Source organism: Tritonibacter horizontis, assembly GCF_001518015.1.
Classification (GTDB): domain Bacteria; phylum Pseudomonadota; class Alphaproteobacteria; order Rhodobacterales; family Rhodobacteraceae; genus Epibacterium; species Epibacterium horizontis.
The window spans coordinates 86,870-105,056 of record NZ_LPUY01000135.1; the positions used below are offsets into that span (position 1 = coordinate 86,870).

The following is an 18,187-nucleotide window of genomic DNA, read 5'->3' on the forward strand; positions in this document are numbered from 1 at the left end:
GGGGATGAACACGCTGGATCCAACAGATTTCTGGACGCCCGAATTCGACATCCAGACCCGCGACGATGGTACAATCCTGATGGCGCAGACCAAAGAGCTGCCGCCTCACTTGCCGACCCTTGCGGATTATCTAGACAAATGGGCCGATGCCACGCCCGACGCGCCGTGGATTGCCCGGCGCGCAGAGCGTCCCGACGACGGGGCCTGGCGCACAATATCCTATGGCGAAGCTCGCGGTGCCGCCCGCAAGATCGGTGCGCAATTGCTGGATATGGGGCTTGGGCCACATCGGCCGCTTTTGATCCTGTCGGGCAATTCTCTGGAGCACGCCCTGCTGGGGGCGGCCTGTTTCTACGTCGGCATCCCCTACGCTCCGGTCAGCCCCGCCTATTCGCTGGTGTCAAAGGATCATGGCAAGCTCAAGGATATCGCAGCGCTGCTGTCTCCCGGTGCCATCTACGCCGACGATGGCGACGCCTTTGCGGCGGCGATCGCGGCGATCCACAGCCCTCAAATGGCGGTCATCACCCAACGCGGCGCGGGAACCGTCCGGTTTGACGACCTACTGCAGGGCGCTGGCGAAACATCCGCGGCCGCCCGCGCTCTTGTGTCCTCCGATACGGTGGTCAAATACCTCTTTACGTCGGGATCAACCGGCACCCCCAAGGCCGTGATCAACACAAACCGCATGATTTGTGCCTCGCAGGCCATGATCCGCGATTGCTACAGGTTCCTTGAAAAACGCCCGCCCGTAGTGCTCGACTGGGCGCCTTGGAACCATACGGCGGCCGGCAACAAGGTTTCATATCTGGTGCTGACGAATGGCGGCACCTACTACATCGACGATGGCAAACCCGCGCCCGGCAAGTTCGGCGAAACCCTGCGCAACCTGCGCGAAATCGCCTGTACCTGGTATTTCAACGTCCCGGTTGGCTGGGACATGCTGATCGACGAACTGGAATCCGATCCCGCGCTGGCCGGGACGTTCTTCAGCCAGCTTGGCATGATGTTTTATGCCGGCGCTGGCATGGCGCAAAACACATGGGATCGGCTGCGTGCCATCGGGCGCCAAACAACCGGACGCGAAGTCCTGCTGTCCACCAGCCTCGGCGCCACCGAAACCGCGCCCTTTGCATTGTCCTGTACCGAGGTGCAGGAATTTGCCGGCAACGTTGGGGTGCCTGCCGCCGGGCTCAGCATGAAGCTGGTTCCGGTCGGGGACAAATTGGAACTGCGCCTGAAGGGGCCAACCATTACACCCGGCTATCTGGGCGATCCGGAAAAAACCTCCGAAGCCTTTGACGACGAGGGGTATTACTGCATGGGCGACGCCCTGCGCCCGGCCAACCCAGAGGATTTTTCCAAGGGGTTTTTCTTTGACGGCCGGGTGGCGGAAAACTTCAAGCTCAACACAGGCACCTGGGTGACGGTCGGGGCGGTGCGTGCCGCCCTGGTCGATGCGATGGACGGCCTGCTGCGCGATGCGGTGATCGTGGGCGAGAACGAGGCGGAACTGGGGGCCTTGCTGATCCTGTCCGAACGCGCGCGGCAGATGGAAAAGACAGCTCTTGTCACCGCGCTGACAGAGAAACTGACCCAGGCAAGCAGCCGTGCCACCGGCTCTGCCACGCGGGTGCGCCGCGCCGCGATCCTGACGGACGACCCCAGCTTTGACAAGGGCGAGATCACGGAAAAAGGTTCGTTGAATCAACGTGCCTTGCGGGCAAATCACGCGGATAAGATTGCCGATCTGTTTGCCGGAACAGCCGGAATACGAACAGCCTGAACACATCCGCAGCCCAGGACGCTGCAATAGGATCTGCAATAGTCAAAATCAAAGAGCGGCCCTGATATCGCATCATGGGCCGCTCTTTTCTGTGAGGGTTTCCGGCGCAGCCCTCAGGCTACAGGGCGTCGATCAACCAGACCAGCCAAAGCGTGATCGCGGGAAACGCCGCCAAAAAGACAACCCGGATGATATCCGTCACCACAAAGGGCAAGGCCCCCCGGTAGGTCTCGGAGATCGGCGTTGTCTTGGCAATCGAGTTGATGATGAACAGGTTCATGCCCACCGGTGGCGTGATCAGCCCAACCTCCACCACGATCAGAACCAGAATGCCGAACCACAGGCCAAAGTCACCCGCGCTCATGCCAAAATCGAGCGCCGACATGATGGGAAAGATGATCGGCACGGTCAACAGAACCATCGACAAACTATCCATCACACAGCCAAAGAGCAGATACATGATCAACACGATAGTCAGCACAAACCAGGGCGAAAACCCTTGCGCCCCCACCCAGGCCGAGGCGTCTTGCGGCAGTTGCGTCAAGGACAGGAAGTTGTTGTAGATCCCTGCCCCCAGGATGATGAGAAAGATCATGCCACTGGCACTGGCGGTCGTCAGGATCGACTCGCTCAGCCGGGGCCAGGACATTTCGCCACTGAACAGCGCGACCAGAAAGGTGCCCGCCGCTCCCACGGCTGCGGCTTCGGTCGGGGTAAAGATGCCGCCATAGATGCCGCCGACCACCGCGCCGAAAATCACGATCACCGGCCAGACCTTGCCCAGCATCACCAACCGTTGGCCCCAGGGCATGCGCGGGCTGACGCCGGCCGCATTGGCCCGAACCCGCACCCAGATGGAAATGGCGATCATATATCCAATCGCGGCAAGGATGCCGGGGATGAACGCCGCCACGAACAGCTTGGCAATATTCTGTTCCGCCAGAATGGCGTAGATCACCAGAATGACCGAGGGCGGGATCAAAATGCCCAAGGTCCCCCCGGCCGCAAGTGCGCCGGTCGACAGCGAATCCGGATAGCCATACCGGCGCAGCTCTGGCAGGGCCACCTGCCCCATGGTTGCCGCCGTGGCCAGCGACGAACCACAGATCGCACCAAATCCGGCACAGGCACCGACGGCTGACATGGCCACACCACCCCGGCGATGTCCCAGAAAGCTCTCTGCCGCCTTGAACAACGAGGTCGACATCCCGGAGAGGGTCGCGAATTGTCCCATCAGCAAGAACAACGGGATGATCGAGAAGGAATAGTTGGAGAAGGTGCCATAGGTCAGCGTCTTGAGCTGATTGAGTGTCATCATCGGAGAGCCGATCACCAGATAGGTCCCTCCGACGCCAACCGCAATCATCGCCAGCGCAATCGGCGCGCGCAGGAAGACCAGCATCAGCAGGACTGGAAAGGACCAGATCGCCAGTTCGAAATTGCTCATGGCGTGATATCCTCATAACCGGCCAACCGCCGCGCGGCCCGCAGCGTGCAGAAAAGGGCGACAATGACAAAACCGACCGCCCCGACGAGTCCCGCAGCATAGCCTTGCCAGACGGGGATTTGGGCAATCAGGGTCGTCTCGCCATAAGAAAGCTTGTCCTGCATCCCGAGGTAGAGCCGATGGGTGCCGATGATCGCCACGCAGGCCATCGCCACGTTGAAAACAAGATCAATCGCCTGATCCGCTTTCTTCGGGATCGCCCATTGAAACAGATCCACCCGCGCGTGGGCTTCGCGCAATTGCGCCCAGGGCAGGAACGCAAAGACCGCGACCGCCATGCCGATTTCAGTCATGTCGTAGATGCCGCGGATGGGGCCAAGACCGATGTCGAGCGAAATCACCGCGCGCCCGAGGATGGAAAGGCAGGTCAGAAAGGTGATGGCAAGCAGGACAACGCCGCCAGCCAGGGCAAGAAGATGCGCCAGAGCGTAGACAAGGGAATTGAGGTGCCGGTACATGAGGGTCCCGAATTTAGAAGAAGCCGCGTGAAAAGAGAGGGCGTTGCCGCCCCCTCAGGTTTGCGTCGCGGTCTTAGCCGCCGTGCTTTTTGATCAGGGCACGGGCTTCTTCGATCAATGCCGCTCCGTCAATGCCTTTGCTTTCCATATCGGCGATCCAGCGATCCACGACAGGTTCAGCCGCTTCTTTCCAGCGTGCGACCTCGGCTTCATCCAGGGTCACGACCGTATTGCCGGCATCCACGGCGATTTTCTTGGCTGGGGCGTCCATGTCCCACATCACCTGCGTGGCGAAGGTGGACAGTTTGGCACCGGATTCCGCATCCAGAATGGCCTTCAGATCATCTGGCAAGGCGTCGTATTTGGCCTTGTTCATCACCAGAACGATAGCCGCAGTATAGAACGCCTCATCCCCGGCGAATTCCGTGTGGTTGCCGACCAGTTCGGACAGCCGGATCGCCGTTGTCACTTCCCACGGGATCACGGTGCCTTTGACAACGCCTTTGGACAGGGCCTCGGGAATGGCTGGTAGCGGCATGCCGACCGGCTCCGCCCCCAGTTCGCCAAGCAGATCATTGATGATCCGGGTCGGTCCACGCAGGGTCAGGCCCTTGAGATCCTCAAGTTTGTTGACGCCATCCTTGGTGTGGATCAGGCCGGGCCCATGAACCCAGGCCCCCAGGACCTTCACATCCTTGTATTCGTTGTTCTGAAAGTCGTTCTCGACCATCTCCCAATAGGCCGCAGCCGTGGCAACCGGATCGGTCATCATGAATGGCAGTTCGAACACCTCGGTCCGCGGGAACCGGCCCGGCGTATAGCCGACAACCGTCATCGACAGATCCACCACGCCATCGCGCGCCTGATCCATCAGTTCCGGCGGACGCCCGCCCAGAGACATCGCATCAAAATGCTGGATCTTGATCCGCCCGTCAGAGGCCTTTTCGACGCCTTCGGCCCAGGGTTTCAGAATTTGCGCAGGAACAGGGGCCGGCGGCGGCAGGAACTGGTGCAACCGCAATGTGACCTCTTGCGCCGCGACCACGCCACCAAGCGCCGCTGCGGCCACCAGGCCCGCAATCGTGCCCGTGATAAAGTTACGTTTCTTCATGTCATCTCCTCCCTAAAGTGACAAATGTGCTCTGTCGGCGTTCCTCCACGCCCGAGCGATCAGTTTACCTGAATTTCGCAGGTCGCTTTTCCAGAAACGCCCGCATTCCCTCCTTTGCGCCGTCCGATGTTTGCGCCATCGCCGCCGCCAGACTTTCGGTAAAGAAGCCTTCGGACCGTGGCATGTCCTGGATCCGCGAAATAGCCTGCAACATCAGATAATTTGAAAACGGTGCATTGTCAGCAATCTTGCGGGCCAGTTTCCTTGCCAGATCATGCCCTTCGCCGCTGCCAACGCTGTAGTGGCACAAGCCCAGCGACAGACCTTCCTCCGCCCCATAGTTGCGGCCAGTGAGCATCATCTCCCGCATTCTGTCCGCGCCCAGCAACCGGCCGACCCGCACCGTCGCACCACCGCCAACAAAGATCCCGCGCCGCCCCTCGGGCAACTGAAAGCGGACATCCGGCTCGGCGATACGCACATGGGTCGAGGCCGCAATTTCCAGACCGCCACCAATGACGGCCCCGGTCAGAACCGAGATCACCGGCAGGCCTCCGAACTCGATCAGCTCCGACACACGATGCCAGTTGCGCGAATGATAGACGCCCTCGATCGGGTCGCGGTGTTCATGCTCTGACAGATCAAGCCCGGAACAGAAATGGCCGCCCTCTCCCCGCAAGATCACCACATGCACCCCCTCGGGCGGCTGGGCAAAGAACGCCTCAAGCTCCGCAATAAGCTGGTCGTTCATGGCGTTGCGCTTTTCAGGACGGTCAAAAGCAAGCGTTGCAATATCGCCGTCAATCTCGACGCGCGTCACGTTGCCCTGTCCAGAAACATCAGCCATGCGGGTTCTCCTTGTTCTCTAAATTTGTTGTATTGGATAACGATTATGATGTATAGCATTTTTAAAAGGGGAGGCACGCATATGGTTGATTTCAGCGCCGTTAAGGCAATCGACTTTCACACCCATGCAGAGGAACCGTGCAACCACGGGCGGGATGACGGCTACAACGAATTCCAGGCCGGGATGGCGACATATTTCAAGAACCCCGCAGGGGCCGAGGGCATGCTGCCGACCGTTCAAGACACCGCCGCCTACTACCGCGAACGCAACATCGCGGCGGTGATCTTTCCGGTGGATGCCGAGCGCGAAACCGGGTTCCGGCGATATTCCAACGAAGAAGTTGCCCAGATCTGCGCCGAGAATGACGACATTCTGATCCCCTTCGCCTCGATCGACCCGCACAAAGGCAAGGCCGGCGCGCGCGAGGTCAAACGCCTGGTCCGCGACTTTGGCGTGCGCGGGTTCAAGTTTCACCCGACCATGCAGGGGTTTTTCCCGAACGACCGGGACGCCTGTTATACCGTCCTCGAAGCCTGCGCCGAAGAGGGTGTCATCACCCTGTTTCACACCGGCCAGACGGGCGTCGGCTCCGGCATGCGCGGTGGCATGGGGATGCGGCTCAAATACTCCAACCCGATGCATCTCGATGATGTGGCCGTGGATTTTCCGGACATGCCGATCATCCTGGCCCACCCCAGCTTTCCCTGGACCGAAGAAGGGCTCGCCGTCGCCCAGCACAAGCCCAACGTCTATTATGACATGAGCGGCTGGAGCCCGAAATATTTCCCCGAAACCTTCATCCGCTACGCGAATTCGATCCTCAAGAAGAAGATGCTCTTCGGCTCTGACTGGCCCGCGCTTACGCCGGATCGGTGGCTGGCGGATTTCGCTGACGCCCCGTTCAAGGACGAGGTCCGCCCTTTGATCCTCAAGGAAAACGCGTTGCGTCTGCTGGGAGAGAGCAATGGCTGAACTTGCCCCCCTGGATGAGACCATCACGCTGGACGCCCTGGACCGGGATCCTTTTCCGATCTATCGCCGCCTGCGCGCAGAGGCCCCGGTATGCCGCGTCAAGGCGGCGGGCCGGACGTTGCTGACCAAGGCCGCAGATACCAAATACGTTAAGGACAACCCGCAACTGTTCAGCTCGGACGACCCCAACACGCCGATGAAGCGCGCCTTCTGGTCGCACACGTTGATGCGCAAAGATGGCGCGGAACATCTGCGTGAACGCATGGCAATGGCGCCCGCCTTTGCCCCGCGCGTCATCCGCGACGATTGGGTGCCACAATATCAAAAAGTGGCCGAAGACTATGTGAGCCGCCTTCCCCGTGGCGAAATGGTCGATCTCTTCCCCGCGCTCAGCGGTCCCTATTGCGCCCGCGGCCTTGCCATCCTGCTGGGGATCGAGGACGCCAGCGATGCCGACATGCAGCGGTGGAGCCAGGCCCTGATCGACGGGGCCGGGAACTTTGGCTGGCGGGACGAACCATTTGCCCGCGCCGACCGCGCCAACGAAGAAATGCATGCCCTGTTCGACAAGATACAGGATCGCCACAAGGCCGCCCCCAACAACTCCGCATTTTCCGTTATGTTGAACGCGGCGGAGCCGATCCCGGAAAAACAAATCTACGCCAATATCAAGATCGCGATCGGCGGCGGCATCAACGAGCCTCGCGATGCCCTGAATACAATCGTTGTCGGACTGCTGAGCAATCCGGACCAACTGGCCGAGGTCAAGCGCAACGCCGATTGGGACAAGGCCTTTGAAGAAGGGGTGCGCTGGGTTGCTCCGATTTCTGCCTCGTCACGGCTGGTCACAGAGGACACGGAAATCCGGGGCTGTTTCGTGCCCAAAGGCGACACGGTGATGACCATCCAGGCCAGCGCCAACCGGGACGAAGAGGTGATGGAGGACGGCGAGATCTTTAACGTCTACCGCGAGAAGATCCTGCATCAGTCCTTTGGCAACGGTCCGCATTTCTGCCAGGGCACACATGTGGCGCGACGCGCCGTGGCCCAGGTCATGCTGCCACTTCTGTTCGACCGGTTCCCGAACATGACCCTGCCCGATCCCGACGCGGTCATCTGGCGGGGCTTTGGATTTCGCGGTCCGATCCAGCTGCCGGTTCTGTTGAACTGAACCTGCGGCGCAATTCATGGTTGCAGCGCCATGCGAACAAACGTAGCACAAGATCAAAGTCGGAGTTGATCAGAATGACTATGTTTCGCGCTGCACTCATTTTGGGTTTGCTGTCTGCCGTCGGACCCTTTGCAATTGATACCTATCTGCCGGCGATGCCTGCAATTACGGCCGCTCTTGGGACCGATGTTGCCGCCACCCAGCTGACGTTGACCGCCTATTTCGTGGCCTTTGGGGTGGTGCAGCTGTTTTATGGTCCGTGGTCGGATCAGGTCGGGCGAAAAATGCCGCTCTATGCCGGCCTGGTCATTTTCACCGCAGCGACCGTCGGATGCGCAATGGCGCCCGGCATCGGCTGGCTGATCGCCTTTCGGGCCCTGCAAGGGGTCGGCGGCGCGGTGCTGATGGTCGTGCCACGGGCGGTGATCCGCGACATGCATACAGGTCCGCAGGCGACCCGGCTGATGGCGCTGGTGATGCTGGTGATTTCAATCTCGCCGATGCTTGCACCGCTTGCCGGGAGCGGGCTTCTGGCGGTCGGGGACTGGCGGTTGATTTTCTGGGTGCTCAGCATCGCGGCCGTGCTCAGCCTGCTGCTGACAGCCACCGCATTGCCGGAAACACTGGCTGCGGAAAAGCGCGTCCCCGTCAACATCTCCAATCTGTGGCAAGGCAGCAAGATCCTGTTTCGTGATCCGGTCTTCATGGGTTTGACGTTCATTGGCGGTTTTGGCTTTGCCAGTTTCATGGTCTTCATCGCCAGCGCCGCCTTTGTCTATTCCGGGCAATTCGGGCTGAGCGCAACAGGGTTCAGCCTGGCCTTCGCAATCAATGCTGTCGGGTTTTTTGCTGCCTCCCAGGCCGCTGGCCCCTTGGGTGAAAAACTCGGGGTGCTGCGGGTGATCCGCCTGGCTGCCCTTGGTTTTGCAGGTTTTTCCGGCCTTTTGCTGTTGGTCGGACTGTCTGGGTTTGCCAGCCTGCCGGTCATTGTTGCAGGTCTCTTTTGTGCCAACGCCTGCCTTGGATTGATCATTCCGACCACAATGGTGATGGCGCTCGATCCGCATGGCGAGATTGCCGGCCTGGCTTCCTCCCTCGGCGGGACACTTCAGATGGTGACCGGCGGCGTTATGGTCGCCTTCACCGGGCTGTTCTTTGACGGAACCGCTGTGCCGATGATTGCCTCCATCGCCCTTTGCGCGGCCTTGTCTCTGGCGCTTGCTCTGCGCACGCTGCGCGTCTTGGACCCCCGCGCGGCCGAGGCGGTTGCAAACCCAAAATAAAGCGCATGGCAGCCAGTCCGCTGGCCGCCTTGATATTCGGCCATATTCACGCTATATTGCGCAATAATGACCGATGAGGGCACGCCATGCATATCGCAAACTTTGCCGAAGGTGGACAATTCGAACCCCGTAAAATCGCGGCGGTTCTACGCACCTCTGCCGAAGAGGTCGCGCTGACGGTTGGGCTGAACAAAGACGCCTTGCAGCGCCGCGTCAGGATCCAATCCGACAAGACCCAGCGTCGTTTGCGCGAATTGGTCGAGGTCCTCAACAAGGTCGAACCGCGCTTTGGCTCGGAACTGATGGCCTATGCCTGGTACAGATCGGAACCTTTGCCGGGATTTGATGGCCGCACCGCAATGCAGCTGGTGCAGGAGGGCAAGGCGCAACAGGTCCTGGAGTATATTGACGCCGTTGACGCCGGTCTCTTTGCCTGATGCCGATGGCTGACGGGCGCTATCAGGGCCCGCTCTACCGTGCGCTGAACCCGGTCTATGCGCGCGAACCGCTGTCAGGACGGGGGGCGGAACGCTACGGGGGGCGGTTCAACCCGGTGGGCGTGCCCGCGCTCTATACTGCACTGGATCCCGCCACCGCCCTGCGCGAGGCCCATCAGGTCGGAAGTTTGCAACCCACGATCCTGGTGTCTTATCAGGCCGATCTCGGCCCGGTTTTCGACACTGGCGACGCCGAGGGGTTGACCCGCTTCGGGCTGTCAGAGGACGACCTGGCCGATCCGGGCTGGCGGACCGCGATGCTCGACGGGCGGCGCGTCGCGACCCAGGAGTTTGCCAGTGCGCTGATCGCGGCCGGCTACGCGGGCCTGCTGGTTCGCAGTTTTGCCAAGGGAGCGACCGCCAGCAATCGCAACCTCGTTCTGTGGCGCTGGACCGTTGATAGCTGCACCCTGGAAGTGATCGACGATCAGAACCGCCTGGGACGGATGTAACACGGCACTCACCTAGCGGCAGACCGGTCCCGTGGTCTGCCGGATCACCAAGGCAACTGGCGCCTTCACCGTGGCGACCGGGCCGTCAGGCGTCGCAATGCGATCCAGCAATAATTTTGCCAGCTCCCGGCCCAGGTGTTGCGGCGCAACCGCAAGCGTCGTCAGGGGCGGCGTCGCCACGGCGGCCTCTTGAATGTCATCAAACCCGACCACCGACACCTCGCGACCGGGCGTTTTGCCCGCCCTGAGAAGCGCAAGACAGGCCCCAAGGGCAACCATGTCGCCATTGCAGACCACCGCCGTCACCTCAGGGTGGGCCTCCTGCAATTTGCACATGGCCTCAAGGCTGGTGACCTTGTCGTCGCCGCTTGGCCAGACCAGCGGTGGGCCAAGCCCCCGCTCCCGCAGGGTCGTCGCATATCCGGAAATCCGTTCGCACCGCACCGAACTGTCCTGAACCCCCCCCAGATAGGCAATACGACGGTGCCCCAGATCTGCCAGGTGATGCGTCGCCTCTGTCGTTGCAGCGGCGTTTCGAATGCCAAGGTGATCAAAGTCGTCCCGCCCCGGCCGCAGAAATGTCACCGTCGGGATCTTGCGCGACGCGATAAGGTCATAGGTCTCGTCAGGGGTGTCCTGCGCGGGCACCCAGAGCAAGCCACCCCGGCCATGACGTATGAAGGCTTCGACATGCCTGCCCTGACGGTGGGCATCGTCACGCGCGTCCAGAATGGACACCAGGTATCCTGCGTCCTCCAACAGATCTACCGCACCGCTCACCACCTCGGCGTTGAAGGGGTTGGACAGCTGGTTGATAATAAACCCAATTTCGCGATTTTCACCGGATCGCATCGTAGCGGCGCGCTGATCCGGCACATATTGCAGACGCTTTGCGGTCTCCAGAACCTTCTGACGGGTCGTCTCGGAAATCCGGCCCGTGCCCCGCATCACCTGACTGACAGTGGGCACCGAAACTCCGGCTTCGCGCGCAACGGTCGAGAGTGTGGGTTTTTTCGTCATGTCATGCTGCAATCGCTCGGCGAAGGGATTTCAACGTGGATGCGTGAAGCGGCCGTGACCTTCAAGCAAAAACACCGCGAGGCGGCTGACCTCACACAGTCCCCAAGGCGCCAGATTCATGTTGACTGTGATATAACGTTATATCACAGTTGCCCCATTGCGGCCAGCCAAAAGCCCTTCGCAGGGGCCGGTGACGCCCGATTAGGGAGGAAATCATGTTTTCAATAAAATCACTTGCGGCCACAGCCGCGATCCTATTCACAACGGCACCGCTTCAGGCCGAAGTTCTGTTCTGGTCAACCCAGGCCCGACCCGTCGAAGAAGCCCAGGCCATGCGCGAACAGGTCCTGTCCGGTTTCGAGGCCGGTGTTGACTATCAACCCAACGAAGATGGTCCCTGGCTGACGCGCCTTCAGGCGGAGCTTCAGGCCGGTTCCGGTTCCATTGACCTGCTTGGGGCACTGCACGGCAATTTCTCCGCGCTGGACCCCGAGACGCTGATGGATCTCGACGATCTGGGTGTGGCCTCCAAGAGCGAGACCTTCAACAACCTTGCGAAACTCGGCACTGACAGCCTGCAATATATCCCGTGGATGCAGGCCAGCTACATCATGGCCGCCAACAAGGAAGCCCTGCCCTATCTGCCCGAAGGGGCCGATATCGACGCCCTGACCTATGACCAGCTGATTGCCTGGAGCAAAGCGGTTCACGAGGCGACAGGCGAAGCGAAATTCGGCTTCCCGGCTGGGCCCAAGGGTTTGAAACACCGGTTCTTCCAAGGCTATCTCTACCCGTCCTACACCAATGGCGTGGTACGGACCTTTGCCTCTGACGACGCAGTTGTCGCTTGGGAAAAGTTCCGCGAGCTTTGGGAACATACCAACCCGGCCTCGACGAATTTCTCGTTCATGCAGGAACAACTGCTGTCGGGCGATGCCTGGATCGTGTTCGATCACACCTCGCGACTTGCGCAGGCCTTCAACGAGCGGCCGGATGATTTTGTCGCCTTCCCAGCCCCGTCTGGCCCAACCGGGCGCGGCTTCATGCCGGTTCTGGCCGGGATTGCAATCCCCAAGACCGTGACCGATGCCGAAGGCGCCAAGGCGCTGTTGGCCTACATGCTTAAACCGGAAACGCAGATTGCGACCTTGAAAGCGACCAACTTCTTTCCCGTCGTGGATGTCGACCTGCCGGACGATCTGCCGCCATCGGTCAAAGCCGCCGGCGCTGCCGTGGCCAAAATGAGCGCGGCATCGGATGCGAACCCCGGCCTCTTGCCGGCCGGCCTCGGTGACAAAGGCGGCGATTTCAACCGCGTTTTCGTCGACAGCTTTGAACGTATCGTGCTTGCGCGACAAGACATCCGGCAAGTGCTGGATGATCAAAAGGGCCAGCTTGCCGCCATCATGGAAGAAACCGGTGCGCCCTGCTGGGCTCCGGATGCCCCGTCCGAAGGCGCCTGCCCGGTCGAGTAAACAGCGCACCCGCGCAAAACGGTGTCCGGGCTTGTCACGGCCCGGACGCCTCTACCCCAAGTCATCTATCCTTTGAATTCGCGGGGGGCATCCCCCCGACTGCCAGGAGCGCGCTTATGAACGCCCGTTTGCTCCCCTATGTGCTGATCCTGCCGGTCACGTTGTTTCTCGGTGTGTTCTTCCTCTACCCTTTTGTCTTGGTTGCTAAACTGGCTTTTGTGGGGTCGGAAGGACTGTCGCTGGAGAATTTCCGTGACGTGATCAGCTATTGGAAGTTTCCGATTTCGTTGAAGAATACCATGTTGCTGGCCGCGGTCGTCGTGCCAGTGCAGCTCGCTCTGGCGCTGCTGATGGCGACGATGGTCAACCGGATGGAGAAGGGCCGTGATCTGGTTCTCTATATCTGGACCATTCCGCTAGGGATTTCGGACCTGGCCGCCGGGATCATCTGGCTGGCGATCTTTGAACAATCCGGCTTTCTCAACTCGATGATGACCGGGCTTGGCCTGTCGGACGGGCCGGTCAATTTTCTATCCTATCAGAACCCCGGCATCGTGTTTCTCGCCATCGCCCTGGCCGAGATCTGGCGCGCGACCGCGATCATGCTGGTGATCCTCGTGGCGGGGATCGGCCTTATCCCCAAGGAATACTACGAAGCCGCCGAAGTGTTTGGCGCATCGCCCTGGCAACGGTTCCGGCGCATCACCCTGCCAATGCTGCGTCCTTCGCTGCAAACGGCGCTGATCCTGCGGGTGGTGCTCGCGTTTGAGGTCTTTGCAGTTGTCGCGGCCCTTGGGGGGACGTTGTTCCCGGTGCTGATGGGGGAAATCTACGCCTATCAATTCGACCTGCAAAACACCAATGCCGCCGCCGCGCTGGCGCTCATCGTGCTGGCAATCTCCGTGGTCTTCACGCTGATCATTCTGCGTGCGTTGCGGGTGCCCAAAGGAGCCACGATATGACCGATGCTGCAACCACGCTGGTCGATCAAAGCCGAACCCGCAGCAGCGGGCGGTGGCTTTATGCGGCATCTATCACATTGCTTTGTGCCTGGGTGATCGTGCCGCTCTACCTGCTGCTGATCAACACGCTGTCGGCACCGGAAACGGTGAACAGCTTCCCAAAATCCTTTATCCCGGAATTCGATCTCGGAAGCTTGCAGTTCTTTGCCGGGTTTCGCGGCATGCTGGAAGCGCTGAGAAACTCGATCGTGGTGGCGCTGCTGACCATGGTGATGTCGGTGCTGATCGGAGCACCGGCGGGCTATGCCCTGTCGCGGTTCGAGTTTCGCGGCAAGGAGCTGTTTCGCATGCTGATCCTGCTGACCCGCGCCTTCCCCCTGCCGCTACTGGCGTTGCCTTTGGCGGTGCTGTTCATCCGGACAGGTCTGGACGACACCGCCTTCGGTCTGGCGCTTGTCCACACCACCCTGGCGTTGCCCTTTGCGGTTCTGATCACTTTCTCGCTGTTTTCCGGCATCCCGGTGGAACTGGAAGAAGCCGCCTGGACATTGGGCTGTACCCGGCTCACCGCCTTTACCAAGGTGGTCCTGCCCCTGATCCTGCCCGGCATAACCGCCAGCGCAATCTTTGCCTTTGTCATTTCCTGGAACGAAGTCTTTGCCGCTGCAGTGCTGACCATCGAGAACCGCACGCTGACGGCATTTCTGCTCCAGACCCTGGGCGAGGCCCCCATGCACCTGAAATTCGCCGGCGGGTTCATCCTCGTGGTACCGGCGCTGATCTTTATTTTTGCGGTACGCAAGTACCTGTTTGCGATGTGGGGCATCGCGAACCGCTGAAGCGGCGACCGAAAGAAGGAAAACTCATGGCTGAAATTCAGATCAAAAACGTCGCGAAGCGCTTTGGCAGCTATCAGGCGCTGCACGACATCAACCTGACCATTGCAGACCAGGAATTCATGGTGCTACTGGGCGCCTCGGGCTGCGGTAAATCCACCCTGCTGCGGATCATCGCCGGGCTGGAAACCCAATCCACCGGCGAGGTCTGGATCGGCGGGCGTCGCATCGACCATCTGCCACCCAAGGACCGTGGAATCGCCATGGTGTTTCAGAACTACGCCGTATTTCCACATCTGACGGTGTTTGAGAACATCGGCTTTGGGCTGCGCATGCAGAAACTGCCCAACGATCAGGTCACGCGTCGCGTTCAGCGCACGGCAGAACTGATGCATATCGAACAATTGCTGAAACGGTACTCGGGCGAGTTGTCCGGTGGTCAGCGCCAACGGGTCGCTGTCGCGCGCGCTCTGGCGATGGAACCGGACGTGATCCTGATGGACGAACCGCTGTCGAACCTTGATGCCCTGCTGCGTCTTGAGATGCGCGCCGAACTGAAAGGCGTGCTTGCCGAAAGCAACACCACCGCGATCTATGTGACCCATGATCAGGTCGAGGCCATGAGCCTCGCCGACCGGATTTCAGTCATGCATCAGGGGCGCATAGTACAAGCGGCATCGCCGGTCGAAGTCTATCGCAACCCAGCCGAACGGTTCGTAGCGGGTTTCATCGGCAATCCGCCGATGAATTTCCTGCCGGCCGTCAACAGCGGCAATGGTCAATGGACCGTGGCAGGACGCAGCCTGCCGGGCCCCCAAAGCGCCGCTGGAAACCTCGACTTCGCGATCCGGCCTGAAGACCTGAGGATCGCATCCGAAGGACTTACTGCCCGCGTCCGCTTGGTGGAGCCGCTCGGCGCCCATCTACTGGTGACCTGCGACGTCGAGGGCACCATGTTCCGGGCCATTCTGGACAGCGACATGGCCATCCGGGCCGGCGATCACCTCACCCTTGCGCCAATGCAGGATCGTATCCGCTGGTTCGATCCCGAAACGACACGCTCCGTCGCCTGACGGACCTGGAGAAGACACCATGAGCCAGCCGCTCTATGACCGGGCTGTCGAGATCCTCGCGCGCAATGATCTTGGCTATTACACCGTGCCGACACATGGCCTCTATCCCTTTCAATGGAACTGGGACAGCGCGCTTTCGGCGCTTGGGCAATCCTATGTGAATGAGGCACGCGCCTGGACCGAAATCGAAACTCTGTTCGTGCATCAGTGGCCGGATGGCATGGTCCCCCATATCATTTTCCACAAGGAGGACGACGGCTATTTCCCCGGACCGGCGGTCTGGGATACCGGGCGCGCCGTGCCCACCTCTGGGATCACGCAACCGCCCGTGACCGGCTTTGCGGTGCGCAAGCTTTATGAACGGGCCAGGGATCAACCGATGGCCCGCGCCAGAGCGCAGACCTTGCTGCCAAAAATCCATGCCTGGCATGATTGGTTTTTTGCCACCCGAGACCCAGAGCGCACCGGCCTGGTCGCGATCATTCACCCATGGGAATCCGGGCGCGATAACTCCGCCGATTGGAACGCCGCCCTGTCCCGGGTGCCGACCGAAGATCTCGACACCTCTCACCGGCGTGACATCCTGCACGCAAACCCGTCCCACCGACCGACCAATGAACAGTATCAACGCTATTTCTGGCTGGTAAAACACTTTCGGTCGCTTGGCTGGGACACCGCCCGTCTGCACGATGGATCCCCCTTTCGCGTGGTTGACCCCGGGTTCAACGCGATCCTGCTGCGGTCCTGCAGCGATCTTGCCTGGCTGGCCAAAGAGCTGGGCGAGACGGAAATCGCCGCAACGGCGAAAACACAGGCAGAGAAAGGCCTCGCCGCGATGGACGGGCTGTGGAGCGCGCTACATCAGCAGTATCTCTGCTATGACCGTGTCCTCGACGCTCCGATCCCGTGTCTGACCGTCGGGGGGTTGCTGCCCATCTTTGCCGGGATTTCGCCAGAGCGATCCACCCAGATCGCCGCCCGGCTATCAGCACTGGCAGAGCGCACCACCTTCATGATCCCGAGCCATGACCCTAACACCCCGGAATACGATGGGGAGCGGTATTGGCTGGGCCCGACCTGGTTGATCGTGAACTACATGATCGCCGATGGGTTGACCCGCGACGGACACATCGACATTGCCGCCCGGATCGTGACCGACTCCATGAAGTTGATCGTCGAGAGCGGGTTTTCCGAATACTACGACCCGATGACAGGCGCGCCCTGCGGCGGCCCACATTTCACCTGGACAGCCGCCATGGTGATTGAGTTCCTGAAACAAACCGGAAGCGTGACATAGGCCGCTCTGACCGCGCCCGCTATTGCCAGCTCGCGGTCTGTGACTGCCAGTTCGTCGGGATGGGCGCGGCCGACGGCGCCGACAAAATCACGTCGGTTCGGGCAGCACAACAATCTGGAACCAGTAGTCGCGAAGACGGGCAATCGCCTTGAAGAACCCGTCCAGGTCCACCGGTTTCACGACGTAACTATTCGCCCCTTGGGCGTAACAGGCGTCGACATCCTCGGGATCGCGAGAGCTGGTCATGACAATTACCGGAATTTTCTTGAGCGCCTCCGCCCCTTTGATCTCGGCGAGCACCTCGCGGCCATCTCGGCCCGGCAGGTTGAGATCAAGCAAGATCAGGCAAGGGCGGTCCGGCGCGTTCTCTGCGTATTTGGCCCGCTGGAACAGATAGTCGAGCGCCTCATCCCCGGTACTGCACCAGGCAATGGGATTGGCGAGATTGTGATCTTCGGTCAGGGCGGTCACACAGGCCTCGTAGTCATCCGGGCTGTCTTCGACTATCAGGATTGTTGCCGACGGGTTCATCTTTATATGTTCTCGCTCTTTGTGTATTTGGCGACGTCGTCCACCGCCGGTGGCAGGGTGAAATAAAAAGTCGTCCCCTCCCCCGGGACAGACGTCAGGGTGATCCTTTGGCCGTAATCCTCAATGATCTTGCGCACAAAAGATAGCCCCGCTCCGGTGCCCGGACCAAAATCAGCCTCCAGGTTCAAACGCTGAAACAGGCGAAATATCTTTTCGTGATTGCGTGACTCTATGCCGATACCATTGTCGCGGACATAGAATACACTGTGGAATGTCTCGCCTTTGATGACGACCTCTTGCAGGAATCCGACATCGACAGATTTTTCCTGAGAACCGTTGTATTTCAATCCGTTGGCGATCAGGTTTCGAAACACTGTTTTGACTTTGGACGGTTCGGCATGCAGCAGCGGCATCGCGGTTTCGACCCGGACGTTGGCACCACGTTCAGTGATCCATTCCCGCATTTCACCAATCACATCTGCCACGATCTGCGCCGGGTCAATCTCGCGCCGCTCGCCGCCACCGCGCCCGAGCCGAGAAAAGAACAGGATGTCAGAAATCAGCTGCTCCATCCGTTTGGTCAAGGCCACCATCCGCTCGATCCGTTCGCGCCCCTTGTCCGAGACCTCCTCTCGCGAGAGGAAATTGGCGTTGATCGCAATGCCCCGTAGTGGCTCTTTCAGGTCATGCGACGCGGTATAGGCAAACTCGTCCAGCTCCCGGTTGGAACGTTGCAGTTCGACGACAAGCGCGCTCTGCCGGGCCGCATGGGCCTGTTCCCGCTCCAGCTCTTTTTGCTGCAATTCGTATTTTGCCTGCCGCTGGTAGACAGCGACGCCGCCAACGCCCATCAGGCCGACCATCAACAACCCGATGACAATCAGGCTGGTGTTCAACCGCCACTGGCTC

General features: G+C 60.4%; 18 protein-coding genes. 11 read left to right on the forward strand and 7 right to left on the reverse strand.

Annotated features, from left to right (window positions below; translation table 11 throughout):
* Positions 1-4: 4 nt before the first annotated feature.
* Positions 5-1,786 (forward strand): feruloyl-CoA synthase, encoded by a 1,782-nt coding sequence (locus TRIHO_RS21835; protein WP_068248772.1) that lies wholly within the window; start codon positions 5-7, stop codon positions 1,784-1,786.
* Between the two features lie 118 nt (positions 1,787-1,904).
* Here TRIHO_RS21835 and TRIHO_RS21840 read toward each other — a convergent pair whose 3' ends face one another.
* From TRIHO_RS21840 to TRIHO_RS21855, 4 genes are all read right to left on the reverse strand, one after another.
* A complete protein-coding gene (locus TRIHO_RS21840) occupies positions 1,905-3,233 on the reverse strand; it encodes a TRAP transporter large permease (protein WP_068248774.1) in 1,329 nt (442 codons plus the stop codon).
* The gene (locus tag TRIHO_RS21845) at positions 3,230-3,751 is read right to left on the reverse strand and encodes a TRAP transporter small permease (RefSeq protein WP_068248776.1); all 522 of its coding nucleotides are present in this window, start codon (positions 3,749-3,751) and stop codon (positions 3,230-3,232) included. The genes TRIHO_RS21840 and TRIHO_RS21845 overlap by 4 nt, the downstream gene beginning before the upstream one ends.
* 73 nt (positions 3,752-3,824) lie before the next feature.
* Positions 3,825-4,862: a TRAP transporter substrate-binding protein gene (locus TRIHO_RS21850; protein WP_068248778.1), complete on the reverse strand. Its 1,038-nt coding sequence runs from the start codon at positions 4,860-4,862 to the stop codon at positions 3,825-3,827.
* 64 nt (positions 4,863-4,926) lie between these two features.
* Positions 4,927-5,709: a crotonase/enoyl-CoA hydratase family protein gene (locus tag TRIHO_RS21855; protein WP_068248780.1), complete on the reverse strand. Its 783-nt coding sequence runs from the start codon at positions 5,707-5,709 to the stop codon at positions 4,927-4,929.
* Between the two features lie 81 nt (positions 5,710-5,790).
* Between TRIHO_RS21855 and TRIHO_RS21860 the strand changes: the two genes are divergently transcribed.
* The 5 genes from TRIHO_RS21860 (at position 5,791) to TRIHO_RS21880 (ending at position 10,084) form a co-directional block, all read left to right on the forward strand.
* Complete coding sequence (locus tag TRIHO_RS21860; protein ID WP_068248782.1) at positions 5,791-6,681, forward strand: amidohydrolase family protein; 891 nt, start codon at positions 5,791-5,793, stop codon at positions 6,679-6,681.
* Complete coding sequence (locus tag TRIHO_RS21865; protein ID WP_068248784.1) at positions 6,674-7,852, forward strand: cytochrome P450; 1,179 nt, start codon at positions 6,674-6,676, stop codon at positions 7,850-7,852. Before TRIHO_RS21860 ends, TRIHO_RS21865 begins: the two co-directional genes overlap by 8 nt.
* 80 nt (positions 7,853-7,932) lie before the next feature.
* Positions 7,933-9,135 (forward strand): multidrug effflux MFS transporter, encoded by a 1,203-nt coding sequence (locus TRIHO_RS21870; protein WP_068248786.1) that lies wholly within the window; start codon positions 7,933-7,935, stop codon positions 9,133-9,135.
* A gap of 86 nt (positions 9,136-9,221) precedes the next feature.
* Positions 9,222-9,572 (forward strand): MbcA/ParS/Xre antitoxin family protein, encoded by a 351-nt coding sequence (locus TRIHO_RS21875; RefSeq protein ID WP_068248788.1) that lies wholly within the window; start codon positions 9,222-9,224, stop codon positions 9,570-9,572.
* A complete protein-coding gene (locus tag TRIHO_RS21880; RefSeq protein ID WP_068248790.1) occupies positions 9,572-10,084 on the forward strand; it encodes an RES family NAD+ phosphorylase in 513 nt (170 codons plus the stop codon). Before TRIHO_RS21875 ends, TRIHO_RS21880 begins: the two co-directional genes overlap by 1 nt.
* Positions 10,085-10,096: 12 nt before the next feature.
* Here TRIHO_RS21880 and TRIHO_RS21885 read toward each other — a convergent pair whose 3' ends face one another.
* On the reverse strand, positions 10,097-11,104 hold the full coding sequence (locus TRIHO_RS21885) for a LacI family DNA-binding transcriptional regulator (protein WP_068248792.1): 1,008 nt from the start codon (positions 11,102-11,104) through the stop codon (positions 10,097-10,099).
* A gap of 215 nt (positions 11,105-11,319) precedes the next feature.
* Between TRIHO_RS21885 and TRIHO_RS21890 the strand changes: the two genes are divergently transcribed.
* The 5 genes from TRIHO_RS21890 to TRIHO_RS21910 all read left to right on the forward strand — a co-directional run bounded on the left by TRIHO_RS21890 (position 11,320) and on the right by TRIHO_RS21910 (position 16,747).
* Positions 11,320-12,579: an ABC transporter substrate-binding protein gene (locus TRIHO_RS21890; protein ID WP_068248794.1), complete on the forward strand. Its 1,260-nt coding sequence runs from the start codon at positions 11,320-11,322 to the stop codon at positions 12,577-12,579.
* Between the two features lie 116 nt (positions 12,580-12,695).
* The gene (locus TRIHO_RS21895; protein ID WP_068248796.1) at positions 12,696-13,541 is read left to right on the forward strand and encodes a carbohydrate ABC transporter permease; all 846 of its coding nucleotides are present in this window, start codon (positions 12,696-12,698) and stop codon (positions 13,539-13,541) included.
* Positions 13,538-14,380, forward strand: a complete 843-nt coding sequence (locus TRIHO_RS21900; protein WP_068248798.1) for a carbohydrate ABC transporter permease — start codon at positions 13,538-13,540, stop codon at positions 14,378-14,380. Before TRIHO_RS21895 ends, TRIHO_RS21900 begins: the two co-directional genes overlap by 4 nt.
* Before the next feature lie 26 nt (positions 14,381-14,406).
* Entirely contained in the window at positions 14,407-15,450 is a 1,044-nt protein-coding gene (locus tag TRIHO_RS21905; RefSeq protein ID WP_068248800.1) for an ABC transporter ATP-binding protein, read from the forward strand.
* 19 nt (positions 15,451-15,469) lie between these two features.
* Positions 15,470-16,747 carry an MGH1-like glycoside hydrolase domain-containing protein gene (locus TRIHO_RS21910; RefSeq protein ID WP_068248802.1) on the forward strand — a complete coding sequence of 426 codons (1,278 nt, stop codon included), beginning with the start codon at positions 15,470-15,472 and terminating at the stop codon, positions 16,745-16,747.
* Between the two features lie 87 nt (positions 16,748-16,834).
* On the opposite strand, the gene TRIHO_RS21915 is transcribed toward TRIHO_RS21910, so the two are convergent.
* Both TRIHO_RS21915 and TRIHO_RS21920 read right to left on the reverse strand, forming a co-directional pair.
* Positions 16,835-17,278 carry a response regulator gene (locus TRIHO_RS21915; protein ID WP_068248804.1) on the reverse strand — a complete coding sequence of 148 codons (444 nt, stop codon included), beginning with the start codon at positions 17,276-17,278 and terminating at the stop codon, positions 16,835-16,837.
* Positions 17,279-17,280: 2 nt separating this feature from the next.
* Positions 17,281-18,187: sensor histidine kinase (locus TRIHO_RS21920; RefSeq protein ID WP_131811240.1), on the reverse strand; the 907-nt coding region annotated here is incomplete at its 5' end.